The following is an 18,962-nucleotide window of genomic DNA, read 5'->3' on the forward strand; positions in this document are numbered from 1 at the left end:
TACATCACCGTTTTTTTCCTTTTTTGCCTTTATCGGTATCGACATAGGGGTTTTTGGCGGTATTCATCTGAATTCGGAGCGGAGTGCCCCGTAATTTAAAGACGTCCCGAAAGCGGCCCTCGAGATAGCGCTTATAGCTATCGGTCACGCCACTCAAGGAAGTGCCATGAATCACCACAATTGGAGGGTTCATACCCCCTTGGTGTGCATAACGTAATTTTGGACGGCCCATGCCCACCCGTTTAGGCTGTTGGTGCTCTACCGCTTCTTGCAAGATGCGGGTCAAACGCGGGGTTGGTAATTTGGCCATCGCTGCTGCATAAGCGGCATCAATATCCTTAAAAAGTTCTTTAAGACCCGTCCCTTTTTTGGCAGAGATAGGATGAACGTTTGCAAAATCCAAGAAACGCAGTTTCTGGGCAATCTCCAAACGGGCACGCTCTTTGACATAGCTATCAATACCATCCCATTTATTAACCGCAACTACCAAGGCTCTGCCTGCTTCCACAATAAAGCCAGCGATATGGGCATCTTGCTCAGAAATATCTTGTTGTGCATCGAGCATCAAAATCACAACATTGCAATCGGCAATGGCTTGTAAGGTTTTTACGACTGAGAACTTTTCAATGGCTTCGAATACTTTACCGCGGCGTCGCAAACCGGCGGTGTCGACCAAGATGAAGGGTTTGCCATTACGCTCAAACGGTACTTCAATCGCATCGCGGGTTGTACCGGGCATATCAAATGCAATGACCCGCTCTTCACCAATGAGTTTATTGATGAGAGTCGATTTACCCACATTCGGACGACCCACTACGGCAATCTTGACGGGGCGATTAGTAGCATCACCCTCTTCCTCGGGCTCAGGCTCGGCAATGCCGAGTGAGTCGAGTGCATCATCAATTAAGCCACGTACCCCATCACCGTGCGCGGAGGAGATTGGAAAAGGCTCACCTAATCCCAGCTCATGAAAGTCTGCTGTTACTACACCGGCTTGCATGCCTTCTGTTTTATTGACTGCCAGAATGATGGGTCGACCTGTCTTGCGTAAGAAATCCGCAATCACACGATCTTGTGGCGCCATACCTAAGCGACCATCTACCAAGAAAATCACAATATCAGATTCAGCAACAGCTTGTTTGGTTTGCTTGGCCATCTCAGCCACAATGCCGGTCTTAGCAACAGGCTCAAAGCCGCCGGTATCAACACAGATAAATGCACGCTCGCCGATACGGCCTTTACCGTAGTGACGATCCCGCGTTAATCCAGAGAAATCCGCTACGAGTGCATCACGCGAGCGGGTTAAACGGTTAAATAGAGTGGACTTCCCAACATTGGGGCGACCGACGATCGTGATGACTGGATTCATTTAGGACTGTACGCCGCAATTTTTCCACCTTGGGATGTGACCAAGATTAATCCACCCACCGCAATGGGTGCAGCAGTAATGGGGCTACTGTCATGACGCACCCGAGCCACCATCTCGCCATTGCTTTGATCAAATGCGTGGATATAACCTTGTGCATCCCCCATCAACAAGACTCTGCCAATGGCTAGAGGTTCACCAACATCACGGTTCTGTAATTTTGTACTTTCCCAAATTTGGCTGCCATCTTTAGACGCAAAGGCGGTCACGATCGATTTTTCATTGGCAGAGAAAACCATATCGGGGCTTTGGGCAGTACCTGTAAAGCTTGAATAATCTTTAAACCAGAGTAAGTTGCCACCGCGTGCCTGACCACAACCAATGCGACCTTGATAGGAAACCGCACACAGCACATCACCCTCCATGCTGGGCTTAGCAGTGACATCATTTAAACGCTCGATCTCTGAAAATCCTTTCGGAAAAGAAATCGGCGTTTCCCAAATCAGGCCGCCATTCGCTAAGGCAATCATGCCAAAACGTCCGCCAGCAAAGCCAGTCACAATCACCTGGTCGTTAATGACTAACATGCCATAGCCAACGCGCAAGGAAAGTGAAGATTGTTGACGTTGATAAATCCACTTACGGACACCCGTCTTGGCATCCAAACCAATAAAGCGATTATCCAAAGCCCGAATAACGACCACTCCAGCAGCAACCACTGGCTCGGTGAGTACTTCGCTACCAATATTGACATCCCAAATGCGTTTACCGGTGTCATCGAATGCGTAAACCGTGCCTTTACCGCTAACCACCACAGTAGTGCTGCCATCCGAACCAGGGCCGATGGAGAGTTTTTCAGGAACATCGGTAGACCAAACCTTCTTACCGGTCATCACATCCAGCTTGGTCAGATCCCCATTGTGGGATGCTGCATAAACACCATCACCTGCAACAGCCAAATGAAAGTTAAATGGATCTGAAGAACTCACCTTGGCAGTCCATACCGGAGTGAGCTCAAATTGATTCTTGACTTCGGTTAATTCAGCGGGCTTACGAACCCGATTATTACCAGAGCAGGCAACTAAACTGATAGCCAGGGCAAGTATCAATGCGCTTGAGAGGAACTTCGTTATGGCTTTCATCATTGAACTCACTGAGTTACTCCTCCAACAGCATCAAGCTTCACTTTTAAGAGGCGACGCCCCTCTTCCGGAAATTCTTTCGTTTGGTCTAATTGCTTCCATGCCGCTTCATAGGATTTTTTAGCGTCTGTTATTTTTTGTTGAGCTAAATACCAATCGCCACGACGCTCCAGCCAAAGGGCTTCAAAACCTTTAACTGGCTTGTCTTTCAAGAGATCGTCTGCTTCTGCAAAATCTTTAGCAGTTCCGCGCTCAATAAGCTGAGTAACTAAACGTAACTTACCGAGCGCTTCATACGCATCATTGGAAGCGTGGTCTGCGGTCCAACGTAAATAGTCGATTGCTTTATCGGTATTACCGCTATCTGCGGACACCTTAGCTGCAACCAAACTGGCCATCGAGGCATATGTGGTTCCAGAATATTGTTTTTCTAAATCATCAGCTGCACGAAGGGTCTGCTCTTTATCGCCCTTCCCAATCGAGGTAACTAGAGTGTTGTAAAGCTTTGAAGCTTCGACAGCCTGATTATTGCGCCACCATTGATATCCGCTATATCCAGCATAAATCACCAAGGCGGCAGTCAGTACGCTGGTAATGATGTTGCGATACTTAGCCCAGAATGCTTTGAGCTGGTCAACTTGTTCTTGTTCTTCTAGGTCTAAAGGCATAACAATCCGGACTATTTATTTCATTAACGATGGAAAAGATACTCTGTACAAGAGCTATTCTATTCTGAGGAGCCTACCAAGGCATTAATCACGGCCTCAACCGCCTGTTCTAGAGCTACTGCTTGCTGCTCGCCACTACCGCGTAGATCTTTGAGTTGCGCTTCGTTTTTATTCAGCTCATCTGGTCCAATAATCAGAGCATAGGCTGCTCCGCTGGCATCTGCCTTCTTCATCTGGGATTTAAAGCTGGCCGATTCTCCATCGGGAGGGCAGAACAAAATCGTATCAATACCTGCATTGCGCAGACGTTCTGCAATCACCAATGCTGCCTTGAGGGTTTCTCCACCTTGATGCAACATGTAGACGTCACATTGAGGGATGGATTCAGGCAAGGAGCCTGAGACTTTCATCAACTCCAAAACGCGTTCCATGCCCATTGCCCAGCCACAAGCAGGCGCTGCTTTGCCACCCATACGTTCAATTAAGGGATCGTAACGACCACCGCCGGCAATCGTGCCCTGCGCACCGAGTTCATCAGTCACCCACTCAAACACAGTGAGGTTGTAGTAATCCAAACCACGCACGAGACGAGGATTGATTTTGCAAGGGATATTGTTTGCTTTGAGTAGATCTTGTACAGCAGCAAAGTGTTTTAGTGAGGCCTCACCCAGAAAATCCAGTAATTTGGGTGCGCCCTCGATCAAGGCTTGCATCTCTGGATTTTTAGAATCTAAGATACGCAATGGATTGGTCAATAAGCGGCGCTGTGAATCTTCATCCAGATTGTCTTGGTGCTGCTCAAAATACGTGACCAGTGCAGCGCGATGTTGCGCTCTCTCATCGGCCTGACCTAGAGAGTTAATCTCAAGACGCACACCTTTGAGGCCCAACTCATCCCAGAGACGTTGTCCCATCAGAATGATTTCTGCATCGATATCGGGTCCAGCAAAACCGAGAGCCTCAATACCAAACTGATGAAATTGGCGATAGCGACCACGTTGTGGACGCTCATGACGAAACATAGGTCCGGTATACCAAAGCCGTTTAGGTCCTTCGTAAATCAGATTGTTCTCAATCACAGCACGCACAATTGCGGCAGTCCCTTCGGGACGTAAAGTCAGTTGCTCACCATTAAGACGATCCTCGAAGGAATACATTTCTTTTTCAACGATATCGGTTGCTTCCCCAACCCCCCTTTGAAATACGGCTGTCATTTCAACAATGGGGGTACGAAGGTATTCATAACCGTAAGCACGGGTCAGATCTTGTAAGACATGATCGAGATGCTGCCAAGCCTGAGCATCTGCTGGCAAAAGATCATTCATACCGCGTACGGCATTGATCTTGGTGAGCTTACTATTCTTTGAATCGGTCATGTTTTCTGCAAGCTCTATTTGGTAGCGTAGTTTTGCGCCACATATTCTTCTACGATGACTTGGAAGTCCTGAGCAATATTGTCGCCTCTAAGGGTCTTCACTTTAACGCCATCCACAAATACAGGGGCTGCTGGGGTTTCACCCGTACCAGGCAAGGAAATACCAATATTGGCATGCTTACTCTCACCAGGCCCATTAACGATACAGCCCATGACAGCGACATTCATATCCTCAACCCCAGGATGGGTCTTTTTCCAAACGGGCATTTGTTGACGAAGGTAAGACTGAATATCTGCAGCCAGCTCTTGGAAAGTCGTACTAGTCGTACGGCCACAACCAGGGCAAGCAATCACCATTGGTGTGAAATTACGCAATCCCATGGTTTGCAATATCTCTTGGGCGACGATCACTTCGTTCTCACGAGGTGCGCCAGGGTCTGGGGTAAGAGAAACGCGAATCGTATCGCCAATACCCTCTTGCAACAGAATGGCCATTGCCGCAGTAGAAGACACAATGCCTTTGCTACCCATCCCCGCTTCGGTTAAGCCCAGGTGCAGCGGATAGTCAGCCCGGCGAGACAGATCACGATACACCGCAACAAGGTCTTGCACATTACTGACTTTGCAAGACAGAATAATTTGATCAGCCTTCATACCCAGCTCTACTGCTTTCTCGGCAGATTGCAGTGCCGACTGAATCAAGGCTTCAATCATGACCTCTTGTGCTGACTTGGGATTTGCCAAAGCGGCATTGCTATCCATGATGCTTGCCAAAAGCTCTTGATCGAGGCTGCCCCAGTTCACACCAATCCGAATCGGCTTATCGTATTGGCAAGCGGCTTCAATCATTTGCGCGAATTGTGGATCACGTTTGGCGCCCTTACCGACGTTACCGGGATTAATGCGGTATTTGGATAAGGCTTTAGCGCATTCTGGAAAATCTTTTAATAAAGTGTGACCGTTGTAATGAAAGTCGCCGATTAATGGGACTAAGACATCCATCTTGTCTAACTGCTCCCGAATATAGGGAACTGCTGCTGCAGCCTCAGGAGTATTCACGGTAATGCGCACCATCTCTGATCCTGCGCGGGCTAACTCTTTGACCTGAATTGCTGTACCAAGCGCATCCGCTGTATCGGTATTCGTCATTGACTGCACACGGACTGGGGCATCACCGCCGACAGTAATGATGTTAGTTTTCCAGGCCACTGTCGCTTGGCGGGTCGCTCTCTTAGGGCTTGGTCCAAGAGGAAGTGGAGGCAGGCAATTGGAATTATTCATATTGATATCGGTCTTCATTACTCAGAATCCAAACGGTCTAACCACTCAATTTTGTGTTCCTTAGACGCAACAATTTCTGTATCGTGCACAGCACGTTCACGCACTCTTGTTCGATCCACCACATCACCAGCCAATTGACCACATGCTGCAGCAATATCATCACCCCGGGTCTTACGTACTGTAGCAACCATACCGGCTTCAAGCAAGATATTGGCAAACGCATGAATGCGTTGATTGGTGGAACGCTTCAGTCCAGATTCTGGGAAAGGGTTAAAGGGAATCAGGTTCACTTTGCACTTAATGTTTTTGAGTAAACGCACCAATTCTTTTGCCTGAATATCGGAATCGTTTACACCATCGAGCATGCAGTACTCAAAGGTCAAGAAGTCTCTAGGAGCAAAAGGGAGATAGCGCTCACAAGCATCAAGCAATTCTTTTAAGGGGTACTTTTGATTGAGCGGTACGAGTTGATCACGCAAGGCATCGTTGGGTGCATGCAAGGAGACCGCCAAGGCAACGGGGCAATCTTGGGCCAGTCGATCAATCATCGGTACTACACCAGAAGTCGATACGGTGACGCGACGACGTGATAAACCATAAGCGCGATCATCGAGCATGAGGTGCAAGGCACTCACGACGTTGTCGTAGTTAAGTAAAGGCTCGCCCATGCCCATCATCACCACATTCGAGATCACCCTACCCGTGTGCTCATAGCCTGGGGTTGGGTAGAGCTCAATGCGACGAATCGCTTCGGGATCGTTACGCAATAGGTGCTCTGCAAACCAGAGTTGGCCAATGATCTCGCCTGATGTCAGATTACGAGAAAAGCCTTGATGCCCCGTGGAGCAGAAACGGCAATTGACTGCGCAGCCCGCTTGGGAAGAAATGCATAAGGTACCGCGGTCATCTTCCGGAATGAAAACGGATTCCACTGCATTACCAGCCCCTACATCGAGTAACCACTTACGGGTGCCATCATGGGCATGCTCGTCTTTAATAATGGGTAATGAAAGGACTTCGGCTTTATCGACGAGAGTGGCTCTGAAGCTTTTAGCCAAATCGCTCATCTCATTGATATCGGATATACCGCGTTGGTGTATCCATTGCATCAGTTGTTTTGCTCGAAAGGGCTTCTCGTTCAACCCCGCGACATACGCCGCCATTTGGTCGGCGTCAAAATCCAAGAGATTTACGCGCGGGGAGGTCAATGCAAAAACTTTATATCAATAATGCAATCGGATTAACGATTGAACACTTGCATACCAGGGAAGAAGAAAGCGACTTCCACAGCGGCAGTTTCAGGAGCGTCAGATCCATGAACAGCATTGGCATCGATGCTATCTGCAAAGTCAGCACGAATGGTGCCCTTCTCTGCCTTCTTAGGATCGGTAGCGCCCATTAAGTCACGGTTCTTCGCAATCGCGCCTTCACCTTGTAATACTTGAATCATCACTGGACCAGAAATCATGAAGCTCACGAGATCTTTGAAGAAAGGGCGCTCTTTGTGAACTGAATAGAACTGCTCAGCCTCAGATTGAGAAAGGTGCGCCATTTTGGATGCGATGATTTTCAAACCTGCTTGCTCAAAACGATCATAGATCTTACCGATCACGTTTTTTGCTACTGCATCAGGTTTGATAATAGAAAGGGTGCGCTCAATTGCCATGCAAAACTCCATTTGTAATTTTATAAATTGGGGTTAAGGCGTAAATCCCGTCATACGCAATGGGAAGCCTCAACGACCCCCGAATTATACATCCCAAAGGGGTATTTACCCTTAGTCTAGTAGGGCTAAGCCCTTGAATTTACTGGATATCAGGGCTTATTCCTCACTGGCTAGCGGGGTACTTCAATCTCAGGGCTTGAAATTCACCTGCTTTGTCTATACTTAATGCCAATAGTTCTTAATGAACTTGTGTGTTTATTACAAAGAAGGAGTCAATATGAGTGATCTGAACTCTTACGGCTTTGGGCAATCTAGCTCGATTAGTACCCCTGCAGTTCGCAACCGCGTTCTGCGTAATACCTATGCACTATTAGCCCTATCCATGCTGCCTACTGTTGTTGGTGCATGGCTCGGCGTTGCCATGAATCTGGACCTTTTTTCTGGCAGTCCTTTTATGGGTTTCATCGTCTTTATGGCGATTGCCTTTGGTTTCTTCTGGGCCATTGAGAAAAATAAAGAGACTGGCGTAGGCGTTCTGTTGCTACTGGGCTTTACCTTCTTCATGGGCATTATGTTGTCCCGTTTGGTTGGCTTCACCCTCAATAGCTACAGCAATGGCGCTGCACTGATCATGTTGGCCTTTGGTGGCACTGCCGCTATTTTTGCCACGATGGCAACCATTGCTACCGTAAGCAAGAGTGATTTTGCTGGTATGGGCAAATGGTTAATGGTGGGCGTACTGCTCTTGATCGTTGCTTCCTTGGCAAACATCTGGTTGCAATTGCCTGCTTTGATGTTGACCGTTATGGTTCTCGCGATTGCCATCTTCTCTGCCTTCATCTTGGTTGACGTGCAACGCGTGATCAATGGTGGTGAAACCAATTACATCATGGCTACCCTAGCGATCTACCTCGACGTTTACAACGTCTTCACTAACTTGCTGGCTTTGCTGGGCATCTTTGGTGGTGATCGTCGCTAAGACCACACTACTTCCTGCTCGAAAGAGTGAGGATTAAACAGAAAGGCACCTCGCGGTGCCTTTTTTCTTGCTTTTTTTCTGATCTTTTCTCTTGTTTTATTTCTGATCAAACACAGCAATCGATTCCACATGTGAGGTATGGGGGAACATATTGACGATACCCGCACTCTTGAGTGTGTATCCAGCTTGATTGCACAGAATATCGATATCTCTTGCTAAGGTTTTGGGATTGCATGAGACATACACAATGCGCTGGGGCAAGAGTTGGATGTCATCACCCTGCTGTTCATGAATGTTGGCTAATGCTTGGCAGATCTCCATTGCGCCCTCGCGGGGCGGATCGATTAACCAGCGATCAGCCTTGCCCCAGGATTGGATGGTTTCTGAAGTCACTTCAAATAAATTGCTTTGCATGAAGCTGGTTTTGTTTTGTAAGCCATTGTGCTTGGCATTATCTTGAGCTCTCTCAGTCAGGCTGGCAAGGCCTTCAATACCCATCACGCTATTGGCTCTTCTGGCCAATGCCAGTGTGAAATTACCAATGCCACAGAAGAGATCCAAAATCCGTTCATCTTGTTCTGGCTCAAGCAATTTGATGGCCTTGCTTACCAGAGCGCGGTTCATCAAGTGATTGACTTGGGTGAAATCCGCTGGCTTAAATGGCATCTCGATCTCAAACTCGGGCAGTCGATAGCAAAGCTTGCCTGTTTCTGGGTAGAACGGCGCTACGCTTTCAATCCCTTTGGGTTGAAGCCAGATCCAAACTTGTTTTTCCTCTGCGAAGGTTTTCAGAACCTGCTCATCTGCCTTGGTGAGTGGTTTGAGAATCCGAAAGACCAAGGCCACCACATCGTCCTCCCCCACTGCCAACTCAATTTGCGGCACATCATCGACGATGGATAGTTCCATCACGAGTTTGCGCAGTGGGATGAGTAAATCAGAAACTCGTTTGGGCAGAATCTCACAGGCTGTCATATCGGCAACATAGCCGCTCTTGTTCTCATGAAAGCCTACCAGCACTGTGCCTTTTTTAATGGAGCGATTTACAACACTGAATCTGGCGCGATGGCGATACTCCCAAGTAGGTCCGCCCAAGGGGCGCAGAATTTCTTCAGCCTGCGTTTTGGCAATGTGTTTGAGATCGTCTTCGAGCACCCTTTGCTTGATTGCAATCTGCGCTGCAATGTCGAGGTGCTGCATCGTACAACCGCCGCAGATACCAAAGGCTTCACACTTAGGCTGGGCTCTAAATACGGCAGGATTGAGGATCTCATCGACCTTGGCTTTGCTAAAACGAGATTTTTCTCTGGTGACGGTATAGGTGACTCGCTCGGTAGGTAGTGCCCCTTGAATAAAGAGCACTTTGCCACTGTGGCCTTCGGCTAGCTGCTCCTCGGTAGGCGCTAAGCGGGCAATGCCTTGTGCTTCTAGATCGAGTGACTCGACCCAAACCGGATCAGGCATCTCCAGTGAAACCTTGGAGATATTCTTGCCATTGCGAACCATTGGGCTCTTTCGACTGCGTTTCGAGATAAGCTTTAACAAAAGCAATCTCTTCTTGATACTCCGCTAATGAGAAACCGCCACGCATCAGCTGAAAGCGGCAATACATCAAATAGGTATTGACCACATCAGTTTCACAATAGGCGCGGATCTCATCAATCTTGCCATCTTGATAGGCAGGCCAAACTTGACTCCCATCCATACCCATCTTGCCAGGGAAGCCACAAAGCTTAGCTAGTCCATCCAGCGGTGCATTGGCTCTACCATTAAATTTAGCCAAGAGATCCATCATATCGAGATGGCGCATGTGATAACGACTGATGTAGTTATTCCACTTGAAATCACGACTATCATTTTCTTGGCTCTCACCCATCTCCCAATAGCGTGGCGCTTGAATATGATTCGCTAGCGCACGGTAATGTAGAACGGGTAAGTCAAAACCGCTACCATTCCAAGAAACCAGTTGTGGCGTGTACTTCTCAATCAGGTCAAAGAAGGCTTGAATCAATACTTTCTCGTCATCTTGCGGAGCACCTAAGCTGCCTACCTTAATTTGAGGAAGGCCTTCTTTAGTACTGCGCCGAATGACACATGAGATGGCAATGATTTTTTGTAAGTAAAGGGGTAAAAAATCACTCCCTGTTTTAGCCAGGCGATCTGCCATGGCCTTTTGTGCCACTTCACTATCCGATAGGGAAGCCGGCAGATCATCTAGACGACGCAAGCCCACTACATCAGGAATGGTTTCAATATCAAAGACGAGAACCGTTGCCATTAATCAGCAAGACTTATTGCAGATAGGGAGTGGGATTAACTGGCTTGCCATTGACGCGCAACTCAAAGTGCAGCTGCACTGCATTGGTATCGGTATCGCCCATCTCTGCAATCTTTTGCCCTTTTTTAACTGCATCACCTTCTTTAACTAACAGGTTTTTATTGTAAGCATAGGCAGTTAAGTAGGTATTGTCATGTTTGACAATCACTAAGTTTCCATAGCCACGCAAACTATTGCCGGCGTAGACGACTTTGCCATCGGCAGCAGCTGTAACAGGCTCACCAAGCTTGCCGGCGATATTGATGCCTTTATTACTCTCACTGAATTCTTGTGTGACTTTACCTTTAGCTGGCCAAGACAAACGAATACCAGGTTCTGCAACCACCTCGGGTTTGTTGTCGTCAGCCTTGGTATCGGCTTTAGTGACATCAGACTTTCCAGTGTCGACAGGGGCTTTTTTCTCAATAGACTTGGCAGCCACTTTAGAACCAGCAGGTGCTTTGATCATAATCAGATCACCCACCTCAATTTGATTGGGATTCGATAAGTTATTCCACTGCACGAGGTCTTTATAAGACTGGCCATGATCTAAGGCGATGCGCAATAAAGTATCACCCTTCTTGACGCGGTAATAACCTGGAGGCGCAGGCTCACTAGCACCGCCAGAGCGGTCAATCACAGTGGCGGGCTTTGTACGAGGGACAGAACAGCCAAGCATGAAGATCATGGCAGATGCGAGTAAAAGGGCTAGAACCGATTTGGACATGAAGGTAGGTCTTAATAGGAATAGTTTCATACTACCCCTGATTGTAAGGGGACAAAAAAGACCTCGTCCAGTACAGTCCTTTGGTAGCGGTGGGAGCTCATCCGCTCGACCATCACCAATTGCTGCTCTTTCTCGTTCTTGGCCACGGGGGCGACCAAGCGCCCTCCTATAGCGAGTTGATCAAGCAAGGCATCAGGGATGCCTAGGCCGGCAGCAGCCAGAATAATGGCATCAAAAGGGGCGGCTTGGGGTAGGCCTAATATGCCATCGCCATAGATGAGTCTGAGGTTTTTAATCCGGAAAGGGCGCAGTTTTTCTCGGGCCATATCGTGCAAGGGCCGAATCCGCTCAATGGAATAAACCTCTTGTGCGAGGAGACTTAAGACTGCAGCCTGATATCCACAACCAGTCCCAATCTCGAGCACCTTGCCCAGCTGATGTTTAGGCTTGTGCAGAATCTCAATCATGCGCGCTACAACAGATGGCTTAGAAATGGTTTGTTGATGGCCGATCGGTAATGCCGAATCTTCATAAGCCTGCGCATGCAGTCCCGCATCCATAAATGCGTGACGCGGTACTGTTGCTATCGCTTCTAAGGTCTTGCCGTGCTTCACACCAGCGGCATGTACCTTAGCTGCAAGAGCTTGACGATGCCCAGCAAATCGTTCAGCTGCTGATTTCAACCGCGATCCCAGCCATTCGCCCGCATCGCTGCCAATCTTGCATGGTGGGTCAAATCAAGTTGCATCGGGGTAATGGAAATGCAGCCTTCATCGATCGCATGAAAGTCTGTCCCACTCGAGCTGTCTTTGGCATCGCCCGCAGCGCCAATCCAATAGATCGATTCACCACGGGGGTTTTGTTGTACGACTACGGGTTGTGAGTGGTGGCGATTACCTAAACGGGTGACGCGCCAGCGATTGAGATCAGCGTAAGGACGATTCGGGATATTGACATTGAGCAAAGTGGCATTGCCCTCTTCTTTACTCAATGGCTTTGCAATCATTTGCGCGACGATGTCATGCGCTGCTTTAGCAGCATCATCAATGCGAGCCCAGCCCCGATCAATTTGTGAAAATGCAATGCCAGGTACACCAAACATCACGCCTTCGACAGCAGCGGCCACTGTTCCTGAATACAAAACATCCTCACCCATGTTCTCGCCTTGATTAATTCCGGAAACAACGAGGTCAGGCTTTTCATCTAAGAAACCGGTCATGGCAATGTGCACACAGTCTGTTGGGGTGCCGTTGATGAAAATAAATCCATCGCGCTCACCGCCTGCTACCCGATGAATCGAGAGGGGTCTAGACAGCGTTAAAGAATTCGAGGCTCCGCTATGGTTTTGCTCTGGAGCAATGACAGTAATTTTGCCCAAAGGGCGAATGGCTTTGACAAGGGCTAAAAGGCCTGGGGCCAGATAGCCATCATCGTTGGAGATCAGAATATGCATGGGGCAATTATCCAACTATTTAGCTGGGTTCTCAGTAAATCCGCCATGCAGGGATTAGGCGCTGCGGGGCTTGTGTTCGCGGGTACGAATCCAGGCATACAGTACTGGCAGTACGAGCAAAGTCAGCAAGGTAGTGGTCACCATACCGCCCACAATCACCAAAGCCAACGGACGCTGTGCCTCAGAACCAATCGCGTGGGAAATCGCTGCGGGCAGGAGACCTAAACCAGCCAATAAAGCCGTCATTAAGACTGGACGCATCCGGAGGGATGCCCCCTCCACGATCGTATCTTTAATGTTGTGATGATCAGATCGCGATAATTTATTGATATAGGAAATCAGAATGACACCATCCTGAATCGCAATGCCGAAGAGCGATAAGAAGCCAATACCCGCTGAAATACTAAAGGTCTCACCCGTAATCAAGAGAATCAAAATGCCGCCAATCGCAGCAAATGGCACGTTTAGGAGAACCACTAATGCATCGCGGAAATTACCAAAGGCCGTGTAAAGCAATAAAGCGATCGCCAATAAGGTTAATGGGACGATCAGCATCAACTTCTTCTGCGCGATTTTCATTTGATTGAATTGGCCATCCCAATTAATGGTGTAACCATTTGGAAGATTGACGTTTTCTTTAACGAGTTGTTGAGCATCCTTCACCGCACTACCCAAATCGCGGCCACGTACGCTAAATTTAATGGCGATATAACGACGACCTGTTTCACGATAAATGTAGAAAGGTCCATCAGAAACAGTGACATCAGCAACCATTGTTAAAGGTACCCGACTACCATCTGCCGTATCAATTAAGAGTGAGCGAATAGATTCGACAGTATTTCGGTTATCCACATTTAAACGAACCGCCAAACCAAAGGTCTTCTCGTTTTCAAGAACATTGGTAATGGGTGCACCACCAATAGAATACGCAACGAGACTTTGAATATCGCTGACATTAATTCCGAAGCGAGCGCACTTCACGCGATCAATCTGGACATTCAGTGTAGGTTGACCAAGCTCATTAAAGATACCTTCGTCAACAATGCCGTGAACCTTCCGTAATTGCTTAATGACATCACGCGCCTGCATATCCAGAACCTCAAGATCTGGACCAAAGATCTTGACGGAATTCTCCCCTTTAACACCCGAGAGCGCTTCATTGACGTTATCTTGAATATATTGCGAGAAGGTATAGTCAACACCCGGCAAGGTATCGAGGTATTTTTCTAGTCGTTTAATCAACTGCTTCTTCCCAGCACCAGCAGGCATGTCTTCAGGAGCCTTGAAGTAAACCCCATACTCTTGGTTAAAGACACCCGTGGGATCAGTACCGTCATCTGGACGTCCAATCTGAACAGAAACATACTTCACTTCAGGTTGATTCTTAAACTCTTCACGAATTTGGTTTGCCAGCTCAACTGAATACTTCAAGTCGACTGTATTAGGCAAGGTGACACGAACCCAGAGGTTGTTTTCTTCTAAGGTAGGCAAGAACTCGGTACCCAATTGAGTAGCGCTAATAATGGTAAATAGCAGCAAACCGACTGCGCCCATCAAGACTTGTTTAGGGCGATCAACCAAGTGCCGCAGTAGTGGCTTATAAATCGCCAGCATTTTCTCAACAAACTGGGGCGGACGATGCTCTTCACCCTCTTTAAAGATGTACGAGATCATCGCCGGCACGAAGGTTAAGCTCAAGATAATGGAGGCGAGAAGCGCAAAGCCCATCGTAAACGCCATAGGACGGAAGATAATGCCTTCCACTCCACCCATTAAGAACAATGGTGAATAGGCAGTAATAATGATGCCGGTTGAGAACACCATCGCTCGCTGGACTTCACTAGTACCGAGCACAATACTTTGATTGAGCTTGGTATGTCGCTCTTCTAAGTGACGCATGACGTTTTCCATCACGATCACTGCCGCATCGACAATCACCCCGAAGTCAATCGCTCCCAAGGAAATCAAGTTGGCGGGCACATGGAATTGATCCATATTGAAAAAAGATACGCACAACGCCAGTGGGATCACTGCAGCGACTACTCCTGCTGCCTTAAAGTTTCCAAGGAAGATATACAGAATGATCAATACCAAAGAAATACCAAAGAACAAGGTATGTTTAACAGTATTTAAAGTGATATCTAGAAGAACTTGACGATCATAGAATGGAAAAATATCAATGCCAGGGGGAAGCAAAAGGGTATTGAGCTCTTCAACCTTGGCCTTCACGCGCTTAAGAACTTCAGAAGCGTTTTCACCGCGCTTAAGCAGTACCACACCCTCAACCGCATCAGAGTTGTCTTGATACTGGAACATACCTTGACGCAGAGCATTACCAACCACCACATCACCCACATCACCTACTCGCACTGGGACGCCATTATTGACTGCAATCACAATCCGTTTCATATCATCAATCGATTGCAATAAACCAACGCCGCGCACGACGAGCTGCTGCTCGCCCACAGGTAATAAACCACCACCAACGTTGACGTTGGAGTTAGTAACAGCGGTAACTAACTGCTGTAAGGTGACATTTTTAGCTTGTAGTGCTCCGGGAGTAATGATGATTTGATACTGGCGGGTCTTGCCGCCAAACGAAGAAATATCCGGCACACCTTGCACGTGCTTGAGCTCTTTGTAGATCTCATAATCCTGAAATGACTTCAATGCCATGGGAGAGGCATATGTGCTCTCCACTACATAGCGCATGATCTCACCGGTTGCATCCGAGTCAGGACTAATATTAATAGATGCGCCAGCAGGTAAAGTGATATTAGCAATCACGCCAAAAACGAGTTGACGTGCTTTAAAGCTATCTTCACCGTCCTTGAATTTGACAGTAACTACCGATAGCCCAAATAGAGATACTGAGCGAAAAACTTGGACTCCGGAAATACCCGCTAAGCCGTTTTCAACCGGAATCGTAACCTGCTGTTCAATTTGTGCGGTACTAGCACCAGGCCATTGCGTAATGGCTTGTACGGTTAAAGGTGCAACGCCGGGATAAGCCTGCAGTGGCAGTTTCAGAAAGCTAGTAATACCCGCCACCAGCAAGCCTACGGCGAGTAAGAGGATCAGTAAGCGTCGCTTAAGGACGTTATTGATATTCATCTATTGACCTTAGTCTTGTTCGCGCACAAAACGTTGGTTAAGCAAAGTGGCACCTTTGATCAAGAGGTTTTGATGCGCTTGAAGTCCATCCGTCACAGCAAATTCATGATCATTTAATTCAAAACCATATACCGGCAGACGACTGTATGCGTCTGGACCAGTTTTGATGATCACATAGCGGGCATTACGCGCCTGAATCAGAGCTGAAGTGGGAACGACAATAGCGGTAGTCGTGCCAACCACCAAACTTCCCGTCACAAACATCTCCGGCTTGAGTAAGCCATCGGTATTATCGATTTCAGCACGGATTACTAAAGCGTGAGTTACCGGATCAATCGACGCGCCAACATAATTTGCCTTGGCAACAAACTCTCGATCTGGGTAGGCCTCCACCTTTAAGCGGAATAAATCACCCACTTTAATCTTGCCAATATCTTGTTCAAATACGCTACCCACAAACCATAAATTTTTGGGGTCAGCAATCGTTGCCAAAACGTCGCCCGTATTGAGAAAAGCACCAGGATCAACCGCGCGCTTAATGACAACCCCTTCAATTGGGGCCCGTATTGGGAATGTAGGACTTGCAACACCGTTTGCTCTCAATCTTTGAATATCTTGATCGCTACCACCCAAAATGCGCAGATGATTTGCAGCAGCTTCTTGGGTATCTTTAGCATCTTGATACAAAGTGCCGACATCGGCTTTATTGAGAGCCGAGACCATCTTGGAGGCCAAGATATATTCGGTCTGCGCAGAAACATAATCAGGGCTATAGAAATCTGCTACTGGATCGCCCGCCTTTACAGGCGCACCATCAAAGGCATAAATCCGCTCTACTCTTCCTGGGGCGCGGGCTGAAATTACTTTAACCCTCTCGGCGTTGTAGGCCAGACGTCCAGGAACAATGAGGTTCAGTGGCGCAGCGGATTCACCAGTCAGATAGAACTCAAAGACATCGGGTGAAAGCGTAACGCCTGGTAAGGAAATATTAATAATGCCGGTCTTATCAACCGAAATGGTTTTATGGGTATTTTCGGTATCGTCTTTGCTCGGAGCAAATATCATGCCTATCACGACACCGACAATCAAAGCACCAGCTAAGGAGCTGATTAATCTAAAACGGGGTTGTGCCCATTTATGTTTGGCGATAACTTCGGCATGTTTATAAAAGTGCTTGCCTTTGGCTAGTGCAACTTCAGCTTGAGGACGAATCTTTTCCCAATAAGGTTTGAGCTTATCGAGATAGGGTTGCAATTTGTCTAAGTATTTTTTAAGCATGGGCTTTCACCTATTCAATGGGGTCTTTGCCGGCGGATGCCAATAAGGCTGCCTGCGCTTGAAGCAAATTACTTTTCGCAATGGCCAGTTGAATCTCTAGCGTTCTGAGCTGTGTTTGCGCTGTGAGCAAATCACTAAATCCTTGACCATTATTGGCGTACTGAGTAATGGCAACGCGATACGCAGCATCCGCTTGGGGCACTTGACGATCTCTCAAGAACTCCATGTATTTTTTAGCTTGCTCATAGGTAGCAAATGCAGAATCGACACCCAAGACCACTTGCTGTTTGGCGGCTACATCATTCGCTTCTGCAGCGCCTTGATTACGTAAGGCTTGCTCAACACCATACTTCTCTTTAGTAAAGAAATAGAGTGGAATCACGATATCAAATTCCATCTGGTAATACATTTGACCGTTATTCGAGGTAAAGGGTCCTCGATTAGGCGTGTACTGGGAAGCAACAATCTGAAAGTCGGGCAAGTACGCCGCTTTTGCTAACGAGACACCCTTCTTTGCTGCCTCGAGCTGCAAATTCGTACTCTTCAATATGGGATGAAAACCTTCTGCGTATGACTCTAACTCAAGCAATGAGGGAATCTTACCCATCGCCGCACCGGCATCACCCCGCAAAGCAATCTTTTGACGGGGGTCGCGTCCGATCATCACGTTAATACTTTTATAAGCAACACTCAATTGACGCTCAAGATTGAACTTGTCAGACTCGGCAGAGCTCTGCGCTACTTGCGCATTGAGATACTCCACATAAGCAGCGGCATGATTACTATAGCGCGCCTTGGCAATATTCTTAATCAATTCAGTCCGAATGACGGTATCGCTCAACACTTTGAGTTGCTGCTGAGCCGCTAAGGTGCTGTAGTACATCGTCGCTAATTGCGAACCGAGTTGCAAATAGAGATTATCGTTTTGCGCCTGAATAGATTCGGCGCCCTTATCAGCAATCTCAGACGCTAAGGTCTTCTTGCCGGGAAACTGAAAGGGCTGTGCGAATGAGTATCCGTTTTGTCCGTTCGGATTGGTGCCCGCAGTACCTAATGCCAAGGGCGAACCTGCAGGCATACCTGACCAGATTAAACCCACTTGCGGATTGGCTGGTGCAGCAATTTGAGGTACGGTCGCTTTAGCAGCGAAGTAGGATTCGCGCGCTGCAATCAATTGGGGATTGTTAGAGCGCAACTCATTCCAGAGTTGACGCAAATCCATTTCGTATGGCTTGCGATTGGCATCGAGCGATTTCGAATCAGCCAATACTCTGCGCTCAGGTTCTTGCGCGGGGGCAGCAAGATTTGCACCAGCGCGCACTTCCACTGACGCCTTACCGACATTATTGGTCGATGGACTGGTGGTCGTGATGGCGAAGGGATCAGTTTGAGCAAAAGCAGGAAGCGAGATGAAGACGATAGCAAGGACAAAACCAGCGCGCAGTGTTAGCGAACTTTGCAGATTTTGTGTATTTAAAAAATAGCTCAATGGTCTCTCTAGCTGCGTAATAGTTATTAAATCCAGCAATTAAGGCCTATAAGGCTCGGATTATAAGGTAGAAATATGTATTTCCTATTAATGGCAAATTCTTAACT

At 47.7% G+C, this 18,962-nt stretch carries 15 protein-coding genes and 1 pseudogene; 1 reads left to right on the forward strand and 15 read right to left on the reverse strand.

Going from position 1 to position 18,962, the window contains the following annotated elements:
• Positions 1 to 4: 4 nt before the first annotated feature.
• The 7 genes from der to ndk are packed head-to-tail and all read right to left on the reverse strand — an operon-like array spanning position 5 to position 7,498.
• Positions 5 to 1,369 (reverse strand): ribosome biogenesis GTPase Der, encoded by a 1,365-nt coding sequence (der, locus tag Pas1_RS05575; RefSeq protein WP_112203783.1) that lies wholly within the window; start codon positions 1,367 to 1,369, stop codon positions 5 to 7.
• Complete coding sequence (gene bamB, locus Pas1_RS05580) at positions 1,366 to 2,511, reverse strand: outer membrane protein assembly factor BamB (RefSeq protein ID WP_112294724.1); 1,146 nt, start codon at positions 2,509 to 2,511, stop codon at positions 1,366 to 1,368. The genes der and bamB overlap by 4 nt, the downstream gene beginning before the upstream one ends.
• Before the next feature lie 5 nt (positions 2,512 to 2,516).
• The gene (locus Pas1_RS05585; protein WP_112209139.1) at positions 2,517 to 3,176 is read right to left on the reverse strand and encodes a YfgM family protein; all 660 of its coding nucleotides are present in this window, start codon (positions 3,174 to 3,176) and stop codon (positions 2,517 to 2,519) included.
• Between the two features lie 59 nt (positions 3,177 to 3,235).
• Positions 3,236 to 4,552 carry a histidine--tRNA ligase gene (hisS, locus tag Pas1_RS05590; RefSeq protein ID WP_112294725.1) on the reverse strand — a complete coding sequence of 439 codons (1,317 nt, stop codon included), beginning with the start codon at positions 4,550 to 4,552 and terminating at the stop codon, positions 3,236 to 3,238.
• Positions 4,553 to 4,566: 14 nt separating this feature from the next.
• Positions 4,567 to 5,832, reverse strand: a complete 1,266-nt coding sequence (gene ispG / locus Pas1_RS05595) for a flavodoxin-dependent (E)-4-hydroxy-3-methylbut-2-enyl-diphosphate synthase (protein ID WP_112238452.1) — start codon at positions 5,830 to 5,832, stop codon at positions 4,567 to 4,569.
• A 17-nt stretch (positions 5,833 to 5,849) separates the two neighbouring features.
• Positions 5,850 to 7,040: a 23S rRNA (adenine(2503)-C(2))-methyltransferase RlmN gene (gene rlmN / locus Pas1_RS05600; protein ID WP_225971587.1), complete on the reverse strand. Its 1,191-nt coding sequence runs from the start codon at positions 7,038 to 7,040 to the stop codon at positions 5,850 to 5,852.
• A 32-nt stretch (positions 7,041 to 7,072) separates the two neighbouring features.
• On the reverse strand, positions 7,073 to 7,498 hold the full coding sequence (gene ndk / locus Pas1_RS05605) for a nucleoside-diphosphate kinase (RefSeq protein ID WP_112203774.1): 426 nt from the start codon (positions 7,496 to 7,498) through the stop codon (positions 7,073 to 7,075).
• 277 nt (positions 7,499 to 7,775) lie between these two features.
• On the opposite strand from ndk, the gene Pas1_RS05610 reads away from it, so the two are divergent.
• Positions 7,776 to 8,477 carry a Bax inhibitor-1 family protein gene (locus Pas1_RS05610; RefSeq protein WP_112203772.1) on the forward strand — a complete coding sequence of 234 codons (702 nt, stop codon included), beginning with the start codon at positions 7,776 to 7,778 and terminating at the stop codon, positions 8,475 to 8,477.
• 96 nt (positions 8,478 to 8,573) lie between these two features.
• On the opposite strand, the gene rlmD is transcribed toward Pas1_RS05610, so the two are convergent.
• The 8 genes and pseudogenes from rlmD to Pas1_RS05650 form a co-directional block, all read right to left on the reverse strand.
• On the reverse strand, positions 8,574 to 9,983 hold the full coding sequence (gene rlmD / locus Pas1_RS05615) for a 23S rRNA (uracil(1939)-C(5))-methyltransferase RlmD (protein WP_225971488.1): 1,410 nt from the start codon (positions 9,981 to 9,983) through the stop codon (positions 8,574 to 8,576).
• Entirely contained in the window at positions 9,934 to 10,755 is an 822-nt protein-coding gene (locus Pas1_RS05620) for a 3'-5' exonuclease (RefSeq protein ID WP_112294726.1), read from the reverse strand. Before Pas1_RS05620 ends, rlmD begins: the two co-directional genes overlap by 50 nt.
• Positions 10,756 to 10,768: 13 nt before the next feature.
• A complete protein-coding gene (locus tag Pas1_RS05625) occupies positions 10,769 to 11,521 on the reverse strand; it encodes a peptidoglycan DD-metalloendopeptidase family protein (RefSeq protein WP_112294727.1) in 753 nt (250 codons plus the stop codon).
• 26 nt (positions 11,522 to 11,547) lie between these two features.
• A pseudogene (locus Pas1_RS05630) lies at positions 11,548 to 12,171 on the reverse strand (protein-L-isoaspartate(D-aspartate) O-methyltransferase); the annotation flags it as partial.
• A 29-nt stretch (positions 12,172 to 12,200) separates the two neighbouring features.
• A complete protein-coding gene (gene surE, locus Pas1_RS05635) occupies positions 12,201 to 12,974 on the reverse strand; it encodes a 5'/3'-nucleotidase SurE (RefSeq protein ID WP_112203765.1) in 774 nt (257 codons plus the stop codon).
• A 54-nt stretch (positions 12,975 to 13,028) separates the two neighbouring features.
• The gene (locus Pas1_RS05640) at positions 13,029 to 16,088 is read right to left on the reverse strand and encodes an efflux RND transporter permease subunit (protein ID WP_112294728.1); all 3,060 of its coding nucleotides are present in this window, start codon (positions 16,086 to 16,088) and stop codon (positions 13,029 to 13,031) included.
• A 9-nt stretch (positions 16,089 to 16,097) separates the two neighbouring features.
• Positions 16,098 to 17,366 (reverse strand): efflux RND transporter periplasmic adaptor subunit, encoded by a 1,269-nt coding sequence (locus tag Pas1_RS05645; protein ID WP_112294729.1) that lies wholly within the window; start codon positions 17,364 to 17,366, stop codon positions 16,098 to 16,100.
• A gap of 10 nt (positions 17,367 to 17,376) precedes the next feature.
• Positions 17,377 to 18,855, reverse strand: coding sequence for a TolC family protein (locus tag Pas1_RS05650; RefSeq protein WP_225971588.1), 1,479 nt, complete (start codon positions 18,853 to 18,855; stop codon positions 17,377 to 17,379).
• Positions 18,856 to 18,962: the final 107 nt, after the last annotated feature.

The organism is Polynucleobacter paneuropaeus (genome assembly GCF_003261235.1).
Classification (GTDB): Bacteria; Pseudomonadota; Gammaproteobacteria; order Burkholderiales; family Burkholderiaceae; genus Polynucleobacter; species Polynucleobacter paneuropaeus.